The 19,739-nt window shown below is 53.9% G+C and carries 16 protein-coding genes and 1 pseudogene; 12 read left to right on the top strand and 5 right to left on the bottom strand.

Annotated features, from left to right (window positions below):
• Positions 1-32: 32 nt before the first annotated feature.
• Positions 33-2,123 (top strand): annotated as a pseudogene (locus NST96_RS19320) (SEC-C domain-containing protein); the annotation flags it as partial.
• A 92-nt stretch (positions 2,124-2,215) separates the two neighbouring features.
• On the opposite strand, the gene NST96_RS19315 reads toward NST96_RS19320, so the two are convergent.
• Positions 2,216-3,439, bottom strand: coding sequence for an MFS transporter (locus NST96_RS19315; protein WP_342404319.1), 1,224 nt, complete (start codon positions 3,437-3,439; stop codon positions 2,216-2,218).
• A 154-nt stretch (positions 3,440-3,593) separates the two neighbouring features.
• Here NST96_RS19315 and NST96_RS19310 point away from each other — a divergent pair, with 154 nt between their 5' ends.
• The 8 genes from NST96_RS19310 to NST96_RS19275 all read left to right on the top strand — a co-directional run bounded on the left by NST96_RS19310 (position 3,594) and on the right by NST96_RS19275 (position 11,358).
• Positions 3,594-3,731, top strand: coding sequence for a hypothetical protein (locus NST96_RS19310; RefSeq protein ID WP_003386681.1), 138 nt, complete (start codon positions 3,594-3,596; stop codon positions 3,729-3,731).
• Positions 3,732-3,942: 211 nt separating this feature from the next.
• Entirely contained in the window at positions 3,943-5,394 is a 1,452-nt protein-coding gene (locus NST96_RS19305; protein ID WP_003386680.1) for an LCP family protein, read from the top strand.
• A gap of 201 nt (positions 5,395-5,595) precedes the next feature.
• Entirely contained in the window at positions 5,596-5,910 is a 315-nt protein-coding gene (locus NST96_RS19300) for a hypothetical protein (RefSeq protein WP_003386679.1), read from the top strand.
• A gap of 77 nt (positions 5,911-5,987) precedes the next feature.
• Positions 5,988-6,437, top strand: coding sequence for a hypothetical protein (locus tag NST96_RS19295; protein ID WP_003386678.1), 450 nt, complete (start codon positions 5,988-5,990; stop codon positions 6,435-6,437).
• Between the two features lie 107 nt (positions 6,438-6,544).
• Positions 6,545-8,548, top strand: coding sequence for an NADPH-dependent 2,4-dienoyl-CoA reductase (locus NST96_RS19290; RefSeq protein ID WP_122958782.1), 2,004 nt, complete (start codon positions 6,545-6,547; stop codon positions 8,546-8,548).
• A 129-nt stretch (positions 8,549-8,677) separates the two neighbouring features.
• Positions 8,678-8,974 carry a hypothetical protein gene (locus tag NST96_RS19285; protein WP_039070878.1) on the top strand — a complete coding sequence of 99 codons (297 nt, stop codon included), beginning with the start codon at positions 8,678-8,680 and terminating at the stop codon, positions 8,972-8,974.
• A 62-nt stretch (positions 8,975-9,036) separates the two neighbouring features.
• The gene (locus tag NST96_RS19280; RefSeq protein ID WP_003386673.1) at positions 9,037-9,888 is read left to right on the top strand and encodes an MBL fold metallo-hydrolase; all 852 of its coding nucleotides are present in this window, start codon (positions 9,037-9,039) and stop codon (positions 9,886-9,888) included.
• Between the two features lie 237 nt (positions 9,889-10,125).
• A complete protein-coding gene (locus tag NST96_RS19275) occupies positions 10,126-11,358 on the top strand; it encodes an MFS transporter (protein WP_024984970.1) in 1,233 nt (410 codons plus the stop codon).
• Between the two features lie 18 nt (positions 11,359-11,376).
• Here NST96_RS19275 and NST96_RS19270 read toward each other — a convergent pair whose 3' ends face one another.
• Complete coding sequence (locus NST96_RS19270; RefSeq protein ID WP_122958783.1) at positions 11,377-12,165, bottom strand: GDSL-type esterase/lipase family protein; 789 nt, start codon at positions 12,163-12,165, stop codon at positions 11,377-11,379.
• Between the two features lie 174 nt (positions 12,166-12,339).
• On the opposite strand from NST96_RS19270, the gene NST96_RS19265 reads away from it, so the two are divergent.
• Both NST96_RS19265 and NST96_RS19260 read left to right on the top strand, forming a co-directional pair.
• Positions 12,340-13,257: an ABC transporter ATP-binding protein gene (locus NST96_RS19265; RefSeq protein WP_227277895.1), complete on the top strand. Its 918-nt coding sequence runs from the start codon at positions 12,340-12,342 to the stop codon at positions 13,255-13,257.
• A complete protein-coding gene (locus tag NST96_RS19260) occupies positions 13,235-14,218 on the top strand; it encodes an ABC transporter permease (RefSeq protein ID WP_003386669.1) in 984 nt (327 codons plus the stop codon). Before NST96_RS19265 ends, NST96_RS19260 begins: the two co-directional genes overlap by 23 nt.
• Before the next feature lie 191 nt (positions 14,219-14,409).
• Here the strand turns inward: NST96_RS19260 and NST96_RS19255 are convergent, their stop codons facing one another.
• From NST96_RS19255 to NST96_RS19245, 3 genes are read right to left on the bottom strand one after another with little or no spacing between them, the layout of a single operon-like run.
• On the bottom strand, positions 14,410-15,828 hold the full coding sequence (locus NST96_RS19255) for a hypothetical protein (RefSeq protein WP_342404318.1): 1,419 nt from the start codon (positions 15,826-15,828) through the stop codon (positions 14,410-14,412).
• Positions 15,809-16,378: an RNA polymerase sigma factor gene (locus NST96_RS19250; RefSeq protein ID WP_003386667.1), complete on the bottom strand. Its 570-nt coding sequence runs from the start codon at positions 16,376-16,378 to the stop codon at positions 15,809-15,811. Before NST96_RS19250 ends, NST96_RS19255 begins: the two co-directional genes overlap by 20 nt.
• 52 nt (positions 16,379-16,430) lie before the next feature.
• Positions 16,431-18,149: a DNA repair helicase XPB gene (locus NST96_RS19245; protein ID WP_172920316.1), complete on the bottom strand. Its 1,719-nt coding sequence runs from the start codon at positions 18,147-18,149 to the stop codon at positions 16,431-16,433.
• Between the two features lie 148 nt (positions 18,150-18,297).
• Between NST96_RS19245 and NST96_RS19240 the strand changes: the two genes are divergently transcribed.
• Positions 18,298-19,641: a hemolysin family protein gene (locus NST96_RS19240; RefSeq protein ID WP_003386662.1), complete on the top strand. Its 1,344-nt coding sequence runs from the start codon at positions 18,298-18,300 to the stop codon at positions 19,639-19,641.
• Positions 19,642-19,739: the final 98 nt, after the last annotated feature.

Below are 19,739 nucleotides of genomic sequence, written 5' to 3'. Positions count from 1 at the left end.
GGGGGATTGCGCTAGATCCCTGCGCATGCCGCGACGGGATAGAAAGGAGATCCAAACCCCTTATGTCTGTAGGAAGAAACGAACTGTGTCCCTGCGGTAGCGGGAAAAAATACAAAAAATGCTGCGGTGTCGTAACACCGATTACGGAGCTCCGCAGCCGCCATGAACAAAAGCTCCAGAAGGAGTACGCCGGCTGGGTAGAGCGGCTGAATCACTTTGTCAGCGGACAGGTGAGCAGTGATGCCGTTCAGGAGCTGCGTGCCCGTTTTGCCGCTGAAGTCGGTCTGTCCGGGGAGAGCGTCATGAGCCCGGAGTGGACGGCGCACTTCTTCAACTGGCTTGTACTGGACGTCAAGACGAACGGCGACACGCCGATTGAAAACTATCTCAAGCAGCACGGGCGCCGGATGGAACCTGATCTGCGCCGTGCGTTCTCCCGTCTGAATCTCGATGTTTACGAGATCGTGCAGGTAGACCGTGACGCGCTGACCGTTCAGCATCCGTTGCGCGGCGACGTCCGATACGTCATCAGAACAAATACACTGCAGGTTGAGCCGGGGCAATTGATTGCCGGCCGCCTGCTTTCGCTCGGATTGCGCGATGTGCTGTTCACCGGCAGCATCGTCCTGCAGCCTCACCTGAAGCCGGCGCTGCTGGAGTGGCTCAAAGCCCATCCCGAGATTTCCAAAGCGGCAGACGACAGCGCCGAACGCACCTACACCACTGCCTTCTATCGCTTTATCGTACAGTTTGGCGCGGAAGAAACTCCCCGGAGCGTGCAGGGCATGGTTCGGCGCGTTTATCAAGTTCCGGATATGTCCCGCCTGCAGCGGATGATTGAATCGCATCGAATGCTGGAGCTGAAAAAGCGGGAGGGCTCTCGCGAGATTTGGGTCTACGCCCCGCGGAAGGAAGAACATCTTTTTACAGCGTTAAAGGACACGCTGCTGGAATTGTATGAGGTTCGGGCGGAAGTTCTGATCCAGGACGGAACAGTCTTGTTGGAAGGGTATGCTCCCCAACTGGATGAGCTGGCAGCACTCTTGCAGCTCCCGCAAAGCTCCGGGGAGGAAGCGATCACAGCTCTGTCCTCGACGGGAGCAAAGCTGACCAAAGGAACGCTGTTCATCACAAGTCAGCCTACGCTGCCCTCCAAAGTGCTGCAATGGGCTGTCCAGACGTACTTTACGGAAAAATGGCTGTTGTCCGCGAACGACGCACTGGACGGTCTCGCACCGGTCCTGGTCGCTGCATCTGACAATGAGACGATGCAGGACAAGCTCCACAAGCTGGTGGAGCAGTTGGAAAAAGACAACAAGCTGGGTCAGGGCGTTGCCCGGTTTATCCGGGTGGAGTCGCTCAAATCGCGCCTGGCCATCGCAAACGATGATTTGCATATCGCCGGCTTGCTCTCCAGACCGTTGATCGAGGGATTGCCTGAGAGCGTCTATACGGTTCAACCGGAGCGTTTGGCTGATATCCACCAATTTGTTCAGGAGATGACCGAAGGCAAGTCTGAGGCAACGGTGAAAAAGTACGACGAGGTCATGACCAACTTCCGCTCGTTTGTACGGAGCGCCTTTGGTCCCGGATTTTCCTGGGAGCAATTCAGACGCGAGGACCTGGCATACTTCCTGGTTCACGACATCTTTACGCGTGTGGATGCTTCGACGAAGACGCTGGCAACCAATCTGCTGTCGGTTTTGACCGCTTTCTTCAAATGGCTGGACAAACAGCATCAGACAACGCTGACGCCGGTCATGCAGCCGCTTTTGGCAGAATTGAAGGATACGCTTCCTGAAGCATACCGCTACCGGACTTTGCTGGAAAAGGATGCACATCAGCGGCTGTTTGGCAGCGAAGAGAGCTTCCGCACGGTGAAGGAAGAGACAATGGTTCTGGAAGAGAAAACAGCGGAAGGCTGGTACGTCAAAAACAGCAAGGGCGATCGGGTACTGCTCACGCTTCCGGCAGAGGATGTCCTGCAGCTCGCTTCCGACTGGCTGATTTCCGGACTGGTCGGCCAAACCGGTGACGATACATGGAGCTTGATCGGAACACCCGAGCTTTATCCGCCTGTTATCGGCCAGCTTATGGGACTCAAGCAGCGAGTTCTGGTATAAATAAAACAACAACCCCGAGGCTATCCGAGCCCGGGGTTGTTGTTTTTTGCTTACGCAAGTCTGCGTAAATTGTTTGCGCTGGAATCTTGCGTTTATACCGTCTTGTTCCAGCTCGTAATTTCCTTGTCGCTTGGCAAAAGAAGACCAAGTGCGCCGATCAAAGGCATGAGCGAGCACACCGTGATGACAAAGGAAATGCTCTGAAGGTCAGCCAGGTAGCCGAGTACGAGAGCTCCCATGCCGCCCATTCCAAAGGCAAGGCCGATAATCAGGCCGGAGACGGTGCCGATGCGGCCGGGCAGCAATTCCTGTGCGTACACGACGGTAACGGAAAAGCTGGAGAGCATGACAAGCCCGCTCAAGAACAGGACAGGATACGTCCAGATTCCGGATACATACGGCGTGAGCAAGGTCAATGGAAGCGAGCCGAGCGTGGAGAGCACGAGCAAGTTTCTTTTTCCAAAGCGGTCAGCGATCGGCCCTCCCATGAAGGTTCCAATCGCTCCGGCGAGCAAAAATCCGAATACGCAAAGCTGTGCGCTGGCGTACTCCATCCCTTTGACATCCATTAAAAAGAACTGGTAAAAGCTTTGATAGCCGGCGTTCATCCAGGAACGGACACTGACGATGAGCACGAGCAGGCCAAGAGCGATTATCCGTTTTTGTTTAAAGCTGTACGCTACGGCCTCCTGCACGGCTTTCCTCGCTCGCTGCTGTCCCTGGTACCAGATCGCGACGTAAACCAGGACAGCGCTGGCTGCAGCCGCAGGAACAAGGAACCACATCGCACCTGGCTGGCCAAGCGGCTGAAAAATGAGGATGGTCATCAGCGGGGCCAGAGCCTGGCCGGCGTTTCCTCCCACCTGAAAAATCGATTGGCCGAGCCCGCGTCTGGGACCGGAGGCATGATGCGCGACCCGGGACGCTTCCGGGTGAAAGACAGCAGAGCCGATACCGACGCACGCGACAGCCAACAGTACCACGTAATACTGGTCGGCCAGGGCCAGGGCAAGCATGCCCAACCCGGAAATCAACAGCGCAATCGGAGGCATATAAGGGCGGGACTTGCGGTCGGAGACATAGCCTACGACTGGCTGAAGCACGGATGAAGTAAGATTCACTACAAGTAAAATAATGCCTACCTGCGTGTACGTCAGTGCCAAATTGCTCTCCAAAATCGGCAGCAAGGCGGGAATGACGGCTTGGATACTGTCGTTCAGCAGATGAACGAGACTAATGGCAAACAACATGCGATAAACCGTCGGAGCGGCGCTGGCCGCTGGGCTGGCATTCAAACTGCCGGTCTGGGCACTCATATCTTCCTTCATCTCCGTATTTTTTTGCTATTTACTGTAGCACTGTTTTTTCCGAACGTCATTACTGTAAGGTCAGCATATAGCATGCAAAAATAGGAGGATGAGAAACAGAAGAGCGGCACACACTATTCCCTAGCCGAAAAGGAGGGGTAGCATGGAAAAGAAGTCGAATGATCTAAACGGCAAACAGGAAAGTCACACGCGCCATGGCGGAGACGCTCACCGTTCTACACAAAAAGAGCCTGAGGGCCCCGTACAGGGCTTCAGTCAAGCGCCACACGGCAAACAGTAAAAGCGGGCTCCCTCATCGACACAGATGGGGGAGTTTCGCATGATCGGAACATTTTTCTACAAAAGCGGACATGAATGTGCTACAATACCTTAGTCAGTATTTTACCAATGGAAGAAAAACTTAGTGCTTATTGTCGAAAAGCACTTTTCTTATTTTCAGAAACATTTCCATACAATACCAAGCGTTTTCGCTGACAAGGAGATTGATGCACATGCCGGATACAGTCGGAAAAACGCGTACTGTTGCTCATAAGACGAAGAAACCAGTCCGCCGCCGCAATCTGCGCAAATGGTTGATGTTCTTTACTGTTTTTTGCTTGCTCCTGATAGGGGGAGTTGCCGGGGCGATCTACTTGAAAATTGACAACGCCCTCGATACGGTGACCTCGCCGCAGGACGGCTATGTGTCGCCTGCTTCTGTAAATATTGATCCTACATACCATAATGATAAACCTCTTTCTCTCGTAATTCTGGGGAGCGATAGCCGGCCTGAAACAGGCTCGATGAATACGGACGTGATGATTGTAGCGGTTGCCAATCCGACCACCAAAAAGGTGACAATGGTTTCTCTGCCGCGCGATACACGTGTAAAGATTCCAGGATACCGCGATTACCACAAGATCAATTCGGTCTTTGCCAACGGCGAGGCTGAGCGCCGTCAAGCCGAACGAAAGAAACAAATACCGACTGAAGACGGGATTTCGTTGACCAAAAAAACGTTGACCGAGCTTTTGGGCATCCCGATTGATCACTACGTAGCAGTCGATTTTGACGGCTTTAAAGCCGTTATTGACGAACTGGGCGGAGTGGAGGTCAACGTTGACCGCAAGCTGGTCTACGACGATCCGACCGATAACACGCATATCAACCTGAACCCGGGCGTTCAAGTGTTGAACGGCGAACAGGCCCTTGGCTATGTCCGCCACCGCCACGACAACCGGGGAACGAAGTACTATTCCAGCGACTTTGACCGCAACCGCCGCCAGCAGGAAGTCATCGCCGCAGTGATCAACAAGGTAGGCTCGCTGGAAGGCTTGACCAAAATTTTCAGCATCATGGATGTCGGAGCCAAGCACATACATACCGACTTGTCCAAGGAGCAGATCAAAGGGCTGGCTTATGATTTCAAAGGCTTGAATTCCGCTTCCGTGACGACTCTGGACAACGGCGCCTACTGGCAAGGAAGCTACACGTTCCTGCCAAAGGAGAACCTGAATTCGATACGTGCCGCGCTGCAAACGGAGATGGGGCAGACGGAAAGCATCGTTGCGAAATTGAACGACTCTCCAATTCTTGCGGCCGGGGACGATTCTTATGCCAGCAGCAAGCCTCGCACGACAAAGAAAACGAGCGAGTCGGCCGCTTCATCGCAACCGGCGAAGCCAAAGAAGGAGCAGGCAGCCAGCAAGCCGAAAGAAACGCAGCCTGACACCGCAGAGGCGGATGAAACAGTCGCGCCGCCGCCTGACATTATGGCGCCTGACGACAACCAGCAGAGCGGGCAGACGACTCCGACACCGGACGCCACCACTCCAGGATCGGGTGCGACGCCAGGCAACGGATCGACGCCGCCGCCGGATATTGTTCAACCAACGCCCACTCCTGCTCCAAGTCAGGAAATGACTCCACCACCAGCAGGGGAAGGCGAGAAAACGACCTCCTGATCCATAACAAAATGACAGAGGAACACCCGAGATGTCGGGTGTTCTTTTTTCGTCGATGCCGTGTTGGGAAAAAGATTCATAAAAAAACTTTTTGGATAAATCATTGCAAAGTGGTTTAAAAACACCAAAAGCATGGTAAAATAATAATATGCTGAGAAGACAGATAAATCTGATAAATGAAACGGACAGGGAGGGATTTGGATGACAATTTTTCTGGTCAACCTGTTTCTGGTGATCGCGTTCGTGTACCTGATCAGCCGCCAACAAAACGAAGAAATCATATATGATGAAGATTTTTTTCTCCAGAACCCCTCAGCCCTTGAAGAATACCAACAGATGCCCATCGACTTCCAACAGGCGTTCTTTCGCAAACATAAGGACTGGATCAAGGAAAAATACATGCGCGGCGAAAGCTACGTGCTCGCTTTTTGCCCCAACAAGGAAGTAAGGCGTGCCTGGCTCTCGGAATTCGTCAATAACAAGGACTTGAACAATACACCCACCCCTTCGCCATGAAGGGGTTTTTCGTTGATCCCCCCGGCGTGGTATACTTCGGATAGGAACGTAAGTGTGCAACAGAAGGAGTAGACAAAATGCTGCAAAGACTGATTGAACTATGGGACCAAAACATGCCGGAGAACGGTATGATCCATGATGTGATTTTGCGTTCGGAGCATTCCTTGCTGGAAGACGAAGAAACCAAGGAAGTAAAGCTGATCATTGCCCCAGCCGAAGGGGAGCAGCCGGCTGCGTCAGTTTTTCTCTACGAGCTGGAGCCGGGAAAAAGCTGTGAAGTGGAGATCGAGCTGGAATACCCGGGCCTTGACCTTTCGGAGCAGGGTGAACGCTTGTGGGAGCAGGCGAGAGAGATTGTAGCAGAGGTGTCCCTATCGGAGAAAAAGCGATTCCTGGCCCCTGGCCAGTTGGCAGAAGCCACCTTTATCCTCGACTATCATTTCGTCGTGGAATGCTCCGATGAAGAGGGGACCGAGAAGATTATCAAGCAAGCGGCCAGCGATTTGGGAAAATTGCTGGGGCTGTAGGGGGAGGTCGGACAGAATGAAGAGAAGGAAAATGAAAGGAGCGTGGAGAATTGTATTACGCAAAGAAATGAATGAGCATTCATTCGGATGGTGAGGAGTGAGCTGATATGGCGATCAGACGGGTATTTGAACCGATTCAGATCGGGCAGTTGACGCTGGACAATCGGGTCATGATGGGATCGATGCACGTCGGCCTGGAAAGGCTGGAGGGGGGCGTTCAGCGGCTGGCCGCTTTTTATGCCGAGCGAGCAAAAGGCAAAGTGGGCCTGATCGTAACAGGCGGAGTTGCAGTTCTCCCTGAGGGCGGCATGGGTGAAGCGTACTGCAATGCGTATGCCGACCATCATGTCGAGCAGCTTGGCCATCTTACGCAAGCCGTACATGCGGCAGGCGGCAAGATCGCGATGCAGCTTTTCCATGCGGGCCGCTATGCGTACAAAGAGACGACCGGCCTGGAACCGGTCGCCCCGTCCCCCCTGCAAGCGCCGATCAACCGGACGAAGCCGCGCGAGCTGAGTCCGGAAGAGATCGAACGGACGATTCAGGCGTTTGCCGATGCAGCGCTTCGGGCCAAACGGGCGGGGTTTGACGGTGTCGAGATCATGGGATCGGAAGGATATTTGATCAATCAATTTCTTTCTCCTGTCACGAACCATCGCACTGACGAATGGGGAGGAGACTTCGAGCGCAGGTCGCGATTTGGCATCGAAGTGATGAAACGGGTCAGAGGGGCAGTCGGAGAGGGCTATCCGGTCATTTTCCGCATGTCCGGTCTCGACCTCATACCCGACAGCACCACGATGGAAGAGACGCTCGAGTTCGCCAGACAGATCGAGGCTGCCGGAGCAGATGCGCTCAACGTCGGGATCGGCTGGCACGAATCAAAAGTCCCCACGATCGCCATGATGGTACCGCGCGGCGCTTATGTCTGGGTCGCCAAACAGGTCAAGGAAGCCGTCAACATTCCGGTTATCGCCAGCAATCGCATCAACGATATCAGGCAGGCAGACGCAATCCTGGAGGACCAATATGCGGATATGGTTTCGATGGCAAGACCGCTGCTGGCCGACCCGGATATCGTGAAGAAAAGCATGGAGGGCAGATTTGACGAAGTCAATACATGCATCGCCTGCAACCAGGCTTGCCTGGACCACATCTTCGAAGGCAAGACAGCGTCCTGTCTGGTCAACCCGATGGCTGGCAGGGAAGAGGAGTGGAAGCTGGCGAGTGCGCCTGTGAGAAAAAAAGTAGCTGTTGTGGGAGCGGGCCCGGCAGGTTTGGAAGCGGCACGAGTTCTCGCCGAGCGCGGCCATCAGGTCGTCGTTCTGGAAAGACAGACACAGATCGGCGGGCAGCTGACATACGCGGTTCAGGTCCCAGGCAAATCCGAATTTGCCGAAACATTGCGATATTACCGAACAAAGCTGCGCCTGCTGGGTGTAGAGGTCAGGCTTGGTGTCGAGGCAAGCGCTGATCAGCTTATCGCAGAAGGGTTCGATGAAGTAGTGATTGCTACAGGTGTCATCCCTCGCATTCCGGAGCTTCCCGGCATCGATCTGCCTCATGTAGTCAGCTATGCGCAGATCTTTGAAAAGAAGGCAAGCGTGGGGAGCAGGGTCGTGATCATCGGAGCAGGAGGAATCGCCTGCGACTTGTCCCATCTTTTGGCGGAACCCGCCCAGCTGTCCTCCGAGACGATGAAATATTTGCTGGAGTATCGGATTGTGGAGCCAAAGCAGCTGCAGCGGATGCAGACAAGTCCGAGACGAATCTCGATACTGAGGCGTGGCAAGCATGTGGGAACAGGACTGGGCAAAACGACCCGCTGGGCTGTGCTCGCCAATTTGAAAAGGCAGGGAGTGGAAATGCTGACGGAGGTGGAGTACCGCGAGATAACGCCGGAGGGCGTGCGGATCGTGCATCAGGGGGAAGAGAAGCTGCTGCCGGCAGATACAGTCGTGATCGCGGCCGGAAACACGCCAAACAATCGCCTGTATGAAGCATTGCGGGAAAAGCTGCCGGTCCATCTGATTGGCGGCGCCAGAGAGGCAGGAGAGCTGGATGCCAAACGGGCCATTTACGAGGGAGCGGCGATCGGCAGGAATATATAATCCATTCGCACCATAATAGAATATTGTCGGCTTTTAGGATCTTTTGTCGAAAGACTATCATTTGTACATGTTTTTTTGCAAAATAAAAATGTGCTGTTCAAATCAATTTGAATGGGGGCTCTCGCCTTGATGAATCAAAATGGCATCTTATTGGGAAAACGTCATTTCTTGCACTCTACCGAGCGGGTTGTAAAAGTGGAGGGATGGACGTTTACAATAGCCCCGGGTTTTAAGGTGATTGCCGGCGGCAGTGCCAATCCGCTGCAAACGTTGATCAGCATTTATCACGAAACCGAGAAAATCGCACAACTTGTGCTCAGTCATAGACGCTGCGATTCGGATCTGTCTGTCCAGGCCATCTCCAGTGAAATTTGTCTGGAAATGTCGCCCGCGACTCGTACGGTCAACGTAGCAGTGAAACAATAGGGCACCCAGGCAGGGTGCTTTTTCACTATCCTGACCCTATTTTCAGACAGGAGATGAGGCAAATGAAGTTGACAGAATGGAAGCTGGGGGAGTTTTCCCTGACCTGGCTGCGAGGCGGCCTGACACAGTTGGATGGCGGTGCGATGTTTGGAGTGGTGCCAAAGCCTCTGTGGAGCAAGCGTTACCCAAACAACGAGCTGAACCAGATACCGCTCCGGGCTGATCCCATTCTCCTGCAAGCGGGCGGGAAGCGCATCCTGATCGAATCGGGAATCGGGAAAGATCGTTTGACCGAAAAGCAGAAGCGCAATTTCGGATTGCAGGAAGAATCAGAGGTGCTCGAGTCTCTGCAAGCGGTTGGACTCTCTCCGGAAGATATTGATATTGTATTAATGACCCACATGCACTATGATCACGCCAATGGACTGGTATCGGTCAAGGACGGCGGCCAGTTGTCCTCCACCTTCCCCAGGGCCGTTATTTACGTACAGGAGCTGGAGTGGGAGGAGATGAGAAACCCCAACATCCGTTCCCGCAATACATACTGGGAAGAAAACTGGCGTCCGATCGAGCAGCAGGTGCAGACCTTCGGCTCCGAGCTTTCTGTCATCCCGGGTGTCACGATGCACCATACAGGGGGACACAGCCAGGGACACAGCATTGTCAGAATGGAAAGCGGGGGCGAGCTTGCCCTGCACATGGCTGATCTGATGCCGACTCATGCACATCAAAATTCTCTGTGGGTGCTGGCTTATGACGATTACCCGATGGACTCCATTTTTGCCAAGGAAAAATGGGTCAAACAAGGCTTGAAGGATGGAGCGTGGTTTACCTTCTACCACGACGCCATCTATCATGCGGTAAAGTGGAATGAGCAGAACGAATTGATCGGTCAGATCAAAGTGGAAGCATAAAGACGTGCCATTGCGTTTCAGAGCCGGGGAGATGCCCCGGCTTTCTTGCATTTTCATCTGTCCGCCTCCGAGTTTTTCCAACCTTATCAAATAATCGAACATCCTCATCGAAATTTTCCATAATCAAAAAGCTTCAAACTTGATTGACGAATCAAGTGCCGCTCACTACAATAAAAAAAAACTTACGGAACTGTTCGGAATTGGTAGAAGAGCAGAACACCTAGAGGAGAGAGAAAAATGAGTAGGGTCAGCGCAATGTTTCGTGAGTTTCACCCGATTGTCTGGTCATTGGTGGTCGGGACGGTATTTGTACGGGCGGCCAGCTCGATGAGCATGCCCTTTCTGTTTCTGTTTTTGTCCAACCATACGGATATGGACCTCGGGATGATTGGACTGACGATTGGTGCCGGTGCGCTTGCCGGAACAATCGGAGGATTTTTCGGGGGAACCCTTTCGGACAAGTTCGGACGGCGCCGGGTCATGCTCGGTGCCCTTTATGTATGGATGCTTGTGTTCGTCGGTTTTGCATTCGGGAAAAGCCCGCTTTTGTTTCTGCTGCTCAATATTATCGGCGGGCTCTGCCGTTCTTTTTACGAGCCTGTTTCCCAAGCGCTGATGGCGGATGTCACTCCGCCGGAAAAACGCTTCCGCGTCTTCGGACTCCGCTATACGGCGATCAACGTCGGGGTCGCGGTCGGGCCGATACTGGGCGCGATGCTGGCCATGACTTCCGCCGCACTGCCGTTTCTCGTAACGGCGGCCATTTACCTGGTGTACGTAATCAGCTTGCAAATGATGCTGAACGTGTTTGGGATCAAAAAGATCGAGGGGCAGAAGAAGGAAGCCGTCAGCTTTCAGCGAGCTTTTGAAGTCGTGGTCAAGGACAAGGCCTTCCGCCTGTACATGGTGGCTGGCGTCTTCGGGGCGATCGGCTACTCGCAGATGTCCTCTACCTTGGCAAAGTACGCGGAAATGTCTGTGGTTGACGGGACGAAGCTGTTTGCGATCCTGATGAGCGTAAACGCGATTGTCGTCGTGCTGATGCAGATGCCGCTTATGCGCTGGTCGGAAAAACGGACGCCGCTCACCAGTATCGTGGTCGGAAACGTGGCCTATGCGCTGGGGGATGTAGGATTTGCTTTTGCCGGTTCGTGGAGCGTGTTCATCATCGCCATGGTCGTCTTTACATTGGGTGAAATCCTCACCTTTACCGCATCTGACGTGCTGATTGACCGCATGGCCCCGGAGGATATGCGCGGTACGTATTACGGGGCCAAGAGCTTCAGCAATCTGGGGCAGTTCATCGGTCCGTGGATGGGCGGCATTTTCCTGGCTACTTTGGGAGGCAGCGCTTTATTCTGTGTCGTCGCCGCTTTTTCCTTGACCAGTACAGCCTTCCAGTGGGCTGGACAGCGCGCGTACTTGAAGCAGAGCGGGAAAGCGCTCGATGCCGCGCGAGTCCAGGCCTAAAGGGAGCGGGGAGCGAAGTTATTCCAACGCCTGCAGGATCCGGTCGGCAATCCGCTTGTAGCCCGCTGCGTTCGGGTGAAAATGATCCGTATACAAATAAGCTTGCTCCTTGTTTACGAACAGGTCATAGGTCGGCACGACCAGCACGCGGGGATAGCGAGCGGCAATATCGGAAGCTGCGCTGTTCCAATCCAGGACAGGCTGAATCGTATCCGCTGCTGCTTCGGTGTCTCCAAACGGGTTGTACAGGGACGCATAGACAATCGTTGCATCCGGGTTTGCTTTTCTGATTTGCTTGATAATCTCTTCAAAGTTGACCGTCAGCCGTTTTGTGGCTGCGGCCAATTTTTTTTCATCGAGTTCCTCCAGCTCTCCGGACTGCTTGAACAGATCGTTCCCGCCAATGGTAAAGAAGATGAGGTCGGAGGCTGCCAGTTGGCTTTGCACCTGCTTCTGAGACAACTGGGCTACGAGGGAGGGCGATTCTTGCCCGTTGATAGCCAGATTGGACAGCGTGATCTTGTTGCCGCTCTTTTTTTCCAGAGCTTGCCGCACAAGTCCGATGTAGCCAAGCCCGTTGGCGTCACCGACACCTCTTGTCAACGAATCACCGAGCCCGACGATTTGCCGGACTCCTTCTGCCGGGACCAGAGTAGGCGGCTTTGCCTCTTTTACAGGGCCGACTGGGCCTTCTGGAGCAAGCTGGCTCGGGTCAAGAGCGAGCACAAAACCAGCCGCCAGCAGCAGCATCGAGGCCAGCGAGAGAAGTCCAAACACGCGCCATAACCATTTGCCGGAGCTTTGCATGGGTACCTCCCGTTTCGGTATTGAATCGTGTTGCATGGTATAATGTGACAGTAAACATATATTTTGAGTGTACCACAACAGACCCTTTTTTGCCCAAGCAGGGGCAGTTGACAGGATAGGAGGTGCAGCTATTTGACGGAAACGGTATTGTCAATCAAAGGGCTTCGCAAGCAAATGGGAGGAAAGCCGATCATCAAGGACATTTCCTTTGACGTATATGCGGGTGAAGTATTTGGCTTTCTCGGGCCAAACGGTGCCGGCAAGACCACGACTATCAGGATGCTGGTCGGGCTTGCGTCGGCAGATGCGGGAGAAATTCACATTGGCGGCATCTCGCTGCACAAGCATTTTCCCCAGGCAATCGCTCAAGTGGGATGCATTGTGGAAAATCCGGAGCTGTACAAGTTTATGACAGGCCGGGAAAACCTGGAGCACTTTGCCAGAATGAGCGGCGGCATCTCGCGTGAGCGGATTGAAGAGATTGTCCGTTTTGTCGATTTGCAAAGAGCGATCGACGACAAGGTAAAGACGTATTCGCTCGGGATGCGGCAGAGGCTCGGGATCGCTCAGGCCCTGCTTCACAATCCGAAGCTGCTGATCCTGGACGAGCCGACCAACGGCCTCGATCCCGCAGGAATTCGCGAGCTGCGCCAGTTTATCCGCAGACTTGCCGAAGAGGAAGGGCTGGCTGTCTTCATTTCCAGCCATTTGCTCAGCGAAATCGAGATGATGTGCGACAGGGTAGCGATCATAGGCAAGGGCAAAGTCATTTCGGTCGGACTTGTCAAAGACTTGATGGAACAGTTTGGCGATCAGGTGGAATGGAGCGTTTCTCCAGAGACGACAGAGGCGGCCAGCCGTATCTTGCGTGCTCTTCCTTTCGTCGAAGAAGCCGTGGCATCCAAGGAAGGCCGGATCATGTGCAAAATGGACACCGAGCGGATCGCAGAGGCCAATCGGACTTTGGTTCTGCAGGGCATCGCCGTCCTGGGCATCGCCGCAAAAACAGTAACGCTGGAGGACCTGTTCCTCGCGCTAACGACAGAAGAAGGGGGAGCAGAACATGGGCATGCTGGACCTGGTGCAAAATGAGACCATCAAGATACTGCGCCGTCGCCGTTTTCTCGTCATTCTGCTCATCCTGGCCATTCTGATCCCGATTTTTACCTATGCCCAATACAGATCCGTTCTCACTGCCCAAGAGCAGATGGGAACAAGCGACTGGAGAGCGCTGCTTCAACAGAAAATCGTCGACACGCAAAACCGGCTTGCCTCCAGCCGATTGCCGGAGGAATGGCGCGAGTTTCTGAAAATCACCGTGCAACAGCAGCAGTATTATCTGGATCACGACATTAATCCGATGGCTCCGGGGGCTCCGACGTTTGCCCGCGGCTTTATGGATCAGGCGATATCGCTGTTTCTGCCGATGATCATCGTAGTGCTGGCCGTCGACCTCGTATCGGCGGAATTCAGCGAGGGGACAATCAAGCTGCTGCTTACCAGGCCCGTCAGACGCTGGAAGGTGCTGACCAGCAAGTATGTGACACTTTTGCTGTTCACTTCGCTCACAGTGCTGATGACCCTGATCCTGGCTGCGCTGATTTCAGGAGTGGTGTTTGGCTATGCAGGCTGGGACATGCCGGTGCTGACAGGCTTCGAAATTGCCGGAGGAGAGCTGGAGACTGCCGGAGTCTTTGCGCTGCCGCAATGGAAGTACCTGCTGATGCAATACGGATTGGGCTGGTTTGTTTCGGTAGTAGTGGGAACGATCACCTTTATGGTTTCGGTATTGGTCCGCAGCGCGGCCGCAGGTATGGGCATTATGATGGCCGCATTGATCAGCGGGGCGATTTTGACCCAGATGGCCTCCTCATGGGAAAGCGCCAAATACTTGTTCGTCGTCAACCTGCAGTTGACCGATTACCTGGCAGGGACGCTGCCTCCGATCAAAGGCATGAGCCTGCCGTTCTCACTGACAGTGTTGACAGTATGGGGGGCGGCATCGCTCGTCGTTGCCTATGCTGTGTTTATCAAGCGGGATGTGACGTCGTAGACGGATTGGTTGGGGGGTGCTTGGGCCAATAACGAGACTGTGCTTCAATAACCCGAGCAGAGCCGTTTTGATAGAGCAGGGATTTGAGAGTGAGGGTGATGCCTCACTCCCCAAAATAAAAAATGGCCAGCCAACTTCTGCTGGCTACCCTCATATAACGAAAGACGCGGGAGCGACTACCCGCGTCTTTCTTACTGCCATGTGATTTGCTTTGACGCTTCCACAAGCTGATCCAGTGTAACCCCGTTTGCTGTGACAACGACGTACAGCGATTGATTGTCCGGTTGGGCGTTGAAGTGTACGGCGTGCTGTGCTGCGGCTTCGCCCGCGTTTGCCTGTTTGTCAAAAGTAACCGCAATGGCTTGCTCTGATTGAACGGTAAACAGTTGGGTCGCGGTGAAGGTGCCAGGGATGGACAGACTCCGTTTCCCGTGTTCATTGCGAACCACTTCTACCTTGATCCAGTCTTTGTTTCGCTTGTACTCAGATGTCAAACGAATGACCTTTTGACTGGTTTGCGATTCGTATTGAGCGGAAATCGCATGCAGAGAAAAACCTTCAGGCAGCTGTCCTGCCTGGGGTACAGGCATATCTGAGGCGTGTGCCGCCGTCTCTACATCAGAAAAGCTGGAAAGGGTAATTTCCGACTTTGCCATAGTCGAGACAGCAGGTCCAACGAGCGCAGGTGCGTGCTCCGCGGCAGGCTGTCCTGCTTCGTCGGCATTCGCGTCCAGAGCCAGTGCGCCTACAGGCTGATTGGCCAGCGCTTTGTTCTGTTCGTCCGCTGGAACGCCTGCAACCGGGTTGTGCTGCCCTGGCTGATTTGGCGCGGCTTCCGCATTGCCTTTCGCTTTTGGCTGATCTGCAGGAGGCTTTCCATTTGCATTGCGGGCAGCGATTATCGGCCGTTTGGGTTCGGGCGCTTCATTTCCTTCCGGTTTTGCAGACTCCCTGGCAGACTTCAGCTCGCCGATTTTCTCAGCAGGTACATCCATGGCAATCTGATTGCCAAAAGCCGATTGGTTTGGGCCACCTGCATTCCCATCGGGTTGTCCGGCTTTTTCCTGAGCAGGTGCTGCTTTACTTTCAGGCGGTGCTGCCTGGATTGGCTCAGTTGAACTGCCGCCGAAGGCCTGAGTGCCTGATTTTGTGTCCATGGCCGCAGAAGCCGGGCTGTTTGCAGCGGGAGCGGAAACGATGGCGCCTTGCATATCGGCTGCGCTGGACTCCGCTTTCATGCTGATTTCCTGGCTGCTGTTTTGTGTTTGCTGGAAGCCGATCGCACCGACGACAAGCAGGATAGCCGCGGCACCAACCCATGCCATCGAAGAGATGTTCGGTCTGAAGCGGCGCGGCGCAGCCGGTTTGACGACAAGGGCTGCAGCGGCTTGGGGAGTAGACTCTTGTCCGGTCATCTTGTATATCGCTTGCATAATGTTGTCTTCCAATTGCGCCGACGGCCGAGGAACCTCTTTCAAGAACTGCACCTCCTCGCCGTTTGCAAATTGTGCTTCGATCCAGACCATGCACTCTTCACATGTTTCGATATGGAAAAGCGTGCTCTCATTCGTGGTGTCTTCCCAAGCTTTTCTAAATTCCTGGCAGTTCATGTACGAGCCCCCCTTCCTTGCGTGAAAGTAGTTTGGCCAGTTCCTGGCGAGCGCGCAAATATCGGACGCGGGCTGTCGACTCGGCGATGCCGAGCAGCGCAGCAATCTTTTCGAAAGGATATTCATGCGTACAGCGCAGCACGATGACCTCCCGATACGAATCAGACAACAAGGCAAAAGCCTCCTCGATTTCCCTGCGCGTTTCCTTGTTCATGAGCGACTCCTGGGGAGATTCGTCGCGCACCTGGGAAGGGACGTAGGCCAGTTGTTCGTCAGAATCATGGAACTTGCGCCGTCTGATAAAATCGATTGTCTTGTTGCGTGCGAGCGTATGCAGCCAGGAGGAGAATTGACTGTCCCCCCGAAAGGTGGAGAGTTTTTCATACGCTTTGACGAAGACCTCCTGCGTCAGGTCTTCCGCATCGGAACGATTGTTTACCATTTTGTAGATAAACACGTAAATCATGTGCTGATACCTTTGGATCAACTCCCGGTATCCTTCAATGTCGCCCTGGAGAATCCGCTGAATGATTTCGGCGTCGGATTGCATCGAATCTCCGGCCTCCTTCCCTCTATGTGACGCTGGCATATGCTGAAACGTTTCAGTCCAGCGACTCTATTTCTATCACATCGTATTTATATCCTTGTTCTACCAGAAACAACTGGCGATTCATAGCAAATTCTTGCTCTCTCGTATCCCTGGTGACCAAGGTGTAGAAATGGGCCGTGTTTTCTTTTTGTTTTGGCCGCAGTATTCTGCCCAGCCGCTGCGCTTCCTCCTGCCGCGAGCCAAACGTACCGGATATTTGAATCGCGACATTGGCATCGGGCAGGTCGACCGCAAAGTTGGCTACCTTGGAGACGATCAAGCGCGTAAGATCGCCAGCCTTGAAGCGCTGGTAGAGCGACTCCCGTTCTTTTTCCGGCACTTTTCCGGTAATGACAGGGATGTCCAGCAGTTGTGCCATTTGCTCCAACTGCTCCACGTATTGACCGATAATCAAGACCCGGTCATTTCCGTGGCGGTCGAGCAGCTTTCTGACGACATCGAGCTTGCGGGGGTTTTCTGCAGCGATCCGGAACTTTTGTCTCGCTCCGGCATGGGCGTAAGCCTCCCGCCACTTCGCCTCAAAGGGCAGACGGATTTCCTGGCATGTGGCACCGGCGATCCACCCCTGCTCTTCAAGCACTTTCCACGGCATCTCGTACTTTTTCGGGCCAATCAGCGTAAAGACGTCCTCTTCTCGTCCGTCTTCGCGGACAAGCGTAGCGGTCAGTCCGAGCCGGCGCGTCGCCTGAATGCCTGATGTGACGCGAAAAACGGGAGCGGGCAGCAGATGCACCTCATCATAGATGATCAATCCCCAATCCCGCTTGGAAAACAGCTCCATGTGCGGAAAGTCGCTTTCTGCGTCCGGTCTGTACGTCAGAATCTGGTATGTGGCCACAGTCACGGGCTTCACTTCTTTTCGCTCGCCAGTGTACTCTCCGATCATGGCGGGATCAAGGTCTGTCTTGTCCCGTAATTCGGAAATCCACTGCCTGACAGAAGTGGTATTGGTGGTCAGGATCAGGGTTGCTTTTTGAAGCTGGCACAAAGCTCCCAGCCCGATAACGGTTTTGCCCGCCCCGCAGGGGAGCACAAGCACGCCGCTGCCGCCCAAGGCCGATCCGGCGGCATGAAAAGCATCCACCGCTTCCTGCTGGTATCCTCTCAAGGAAAACGCCTTTCCGGAAGCCGTGGTCGGTAAAAGGGAAACAGGGCAATCCTCGCCGCTTGTATAGCCTGCCAGATCCTGTACGGGATACCCCAGGCGGATCAATTCCTGCTTGATCAAACCGCGTGCGTACGGCTTGACCGGATACTCGTGCTCTTCCCGATATTCCTCCAACAATGACGATATCGAGCGATAGCTCGTCAGCTCCTGCAGCAGCAGGGGATCGTCGCCGGTCAAAAGAAGTTGATCCGCTGCTTTTTCCAGACGAATAAGTCCGTAGCGCTTCATCGTCTCATGAATCTCACGGACAATCGTAGAAGGAACTCCGTATTTACTATACGTGCCAAGCACCTCGGTTACCTGCTCAGGGGCGATATGGGCCGCTGCGGCATTCCACAGGGAAAGCGGCGTAATGCGGTACGTATGGATGTACTCGGGGCTTTTGATCAATTCCGCAAAGCCTGCTAACGCCTGACGCGCCTCATTGAACAACGGGTGCTGGGCTTCCAGGAGAATGGTCCGATCGCTTTGCACAATCATCGGCAAATCGGGACGGTACGACAACTTCTTCACCTCGCCGATTGTATGTTCGTTTAGCACCATGTTATCACATCATGATATAGAAAGAAAAACCGCCTTTTCTCAGTGGAAAAATGCTCCAGTCCTTGTTGGCGCAGTGCCGCGGGGAAACTTTTGGGACTGTGTGGGTTACACTAACCCGAAGAAACCCCGATGAAGGAGGAGAGACGGCATGGACGTATGGGGGAACGTGTTCAATCTGTTCCTGATCGTAATCCTCGTCCTTCTCAACGGCTTTTTCGTCGCAACTGAATTTGCCGTGGTCAAGGTGCGGGAATCGCGCATCACGCAGCTGGTGGCAGAGGGCAACAAAAGAGCGGGGAATGTAGAGCAGGTGCTGGACAATCTGGATGCTTATCTGTCGGCCTGTCAACTGGGAATTACCCTCGCGTCATTGGGACTGGGGTGGCTTGGAGAACCTGCCATCGCCCATCTTTTGCATCCGGTCTTTCACTATTTCGGAATGAACGAGGCCCTCGTCGGCAGCATTTCCTTTATTATCGCTTTTTCCATCATTACGTTTTTGCATATCGTCCTCGGCGAGCTCGCTCCCAAATCGCTCGCCATCCAGCGGACCGAATGGGTAGCCCTCCACGTGTCCAGACCGATCCAGTTGTTTCATAAGGTCATGTACCCGTTTATCGCCTTTCTCAATTGGTCGGCTGCAAAAATTTTGAGTCTGGCCGGCATCACGATGGAGCCGCACCAGGAGGCGCACACGGAAGAAGAGATCAGGATTTTGGTCAGCGAGAGCCACAAAAGCGGACTGATCGACCAAACCGAGCTGATGCTGGTCGACAACATCTTTGATTTTTCAGAAACGATGGCCAGAGAAATTATGGTCCCGCGTACAGATATGGTCGTGCTCAATCTCGACGACTCCCTGGAGGAAAACATCAAGCTCGTCCAGCACGGCCGGTTTACCCGCTACCCGGTGGTCGACGGGGACAAGGACCACGTCGTCGGCAGCCTGCATATCAAGGACCTTTTGACCAGCCTGCTGGAAGGCAAGAGCAACAGCCTGGAATCGATCATGCGCCCGATTTTGACCGTCCCGGAGACGATCTCGATCAGCCGTCTTTTGACCATGCTGCAAAAACAGCGGGTGCAGCTCGCCATCATCATCGACGAGTACGGGGGAACGGCGGGGCTGGTTACTCTGGAGGATATTATGGAGGAGATCGTCGGCGACATCCAGGATGAATTCGACGATGAACGGCCCGAGGTGGAAAAAAAGGACGGCCAGCTTTCCTTTGACGGACGAATGCTGCTGGAAGAAGTAAACGACTATCTCGACCTGGATCTCGATGATACAGAGGTAGACACACTCGCCGGCTGGATTTACATGCAGATCGACCATCCGCCGCGAGTCGGGGATACGGTGCGGCATACCGGCTATGAATTCGTCGTCGGCGAGGTCGATCATTACCGGATTACGAGGGTGCTGGTAAAAAAAGTCGCGAAGGAAGCGCCAAAAGAGCAGGAAGGCCAGGAGGAGCCGGTTCCAAACGGCTGAGACAAAGCGTTTGCGATAGTTGCGGCAAAAAATCTTTTCATCCGAAAAAATTGTGCTATAATGGGACACAAGTTTAGCTTAGCAGAGATTAGAGGAGG

Origin of the sequence: Brevibacillus sp. FSL K6-2834, assembly GCF_038592925.1 — a bacterium.
Lineage (GTDB): Bacteria > Bacillota > Bacilli > Brevibacillales > Brevibacillaceae > Brevibacillus > Brevibacillus borstelensis.
The sequence above is the reverse complement of the archived record's forward strand: the minus strand, read 5'-3'. Positions and strand labels throughout refer to the sequence as shown.

Excerpts from the sequence above, each read along its gene's own strand:
- NST96_RS19315 (WP_342404319.1), bottom strand. The coding sequence starts at position 3,439 with ATGAGTGCCCAGACCGGCAGTTTGAATGCCAGCCCAGCGGCCAGCGCC.
- NST96_RS19310 (WP_003386681.1), top strand. The coding sequence starts at position 3,594 with ATGGAAAAGAAGTCGAATGATCTAAACGGCAAACAGGAAAGTCACACG.
- NST96_RS19305 (WP_003386680.1), top strand. The coding sequence starts at position 3,943 with ATGCCGGATACAGTCGGAAAAACGCGTACTGTTGCTCATAAGACGAAG.
- NST96_RS19300 (WP_003386679.1), top strand. The coding sequence starts at position 5,596 with ATGACAATTTTTCTGGTCAACCTGTTTCTGGTGATCGCGTTCGTGTAC.
- NST96_RS19295 (WP_003386678.1), top strand. The coding sequence starts at position 5,988 with ATGCTGCAAAGACTGATTGAACTATGGGACCAAAACATGCCGGAGAAC.
- NST96_RS19290 (WP_122958782.1), top strand. The coding sequence starts at position 6,545 with ATGGCGATCAGACGGGTATTTGAACCGATTCAGATCGGGCAGTTGACG.
- NST96_RS19285 (WP_039070878.1), top strand. The coding sequence starts at position 8,678 with ATGAATCAAAATGGCATCTTATTGGGAAAACGTCATTTCTTGCACTCT.
- NST96_RS19280 (WP_003386673.1), top strand. The coding sequence starts at position 9,037 with ATGAAGTTGACAGAATGGAAGCTGGGGGAGTTTTCCCTGACCTGGCTG.
- NST96_RS19275 (WP_024984970.1), top strand. The coding sequence starts at position 10,126 with ATGAGTAGGGTCAGCGCAATGTTTCGTGAGTTTCACCCGATTGTCTGG.
- NST96_RS19270 (WP_122958783.1), bottom strand. The coding sequence starts at position 12,165 with ATGCAAAGCTCCGGCAAATGGTTATGGCGCGTGTTTGGACTTCTCTCG.
- NST96_RS19265 (WP_227277895.1), top strand. The coding sequence starts at position 12,340 with ATGGGAGGAAAGCCGATCATCAAGGACATTTCCTTTGACGTATATGCG.
- NST96_RS19260 (WP_003386669.1), top strand. The coding sequence starts at position 13,235 with ATGCTGGACCTGGTGCAAAATGAGACCATCAAGATACTGCGCCGTCGC.
- NST96_RS19255 (WP_342404318.1), bottom strand. The coding sequence starts at position 15,828 with ATGAACTGCCAGGAATTTAGAAAAGCTTGGGAAGACACCACGAATGAG.
- NST96_RS19250 (WP_003386667.1), bottom strand. The coding sequence starts at position 16,378 with ATGCAATCCGACGCCGAAATCATTCAGCGGATTCTCCAGGGCGACATT.
- NST96_RS19245 (WP_172920316.1), bottom strand. The coding sequence starts at position 18,149 with ATGGTGCTAAACGAACATACAATCGGCGAGGTGAAGAAGTTGTCGTAC.
- NST96_RS19240 (WP_003386662.1), top strand. The coding sequence starts at position 18,298 with ATGGACGTATGGGGGAACGTGTTCAATCTGTTCCTGATCGTAATCCTC.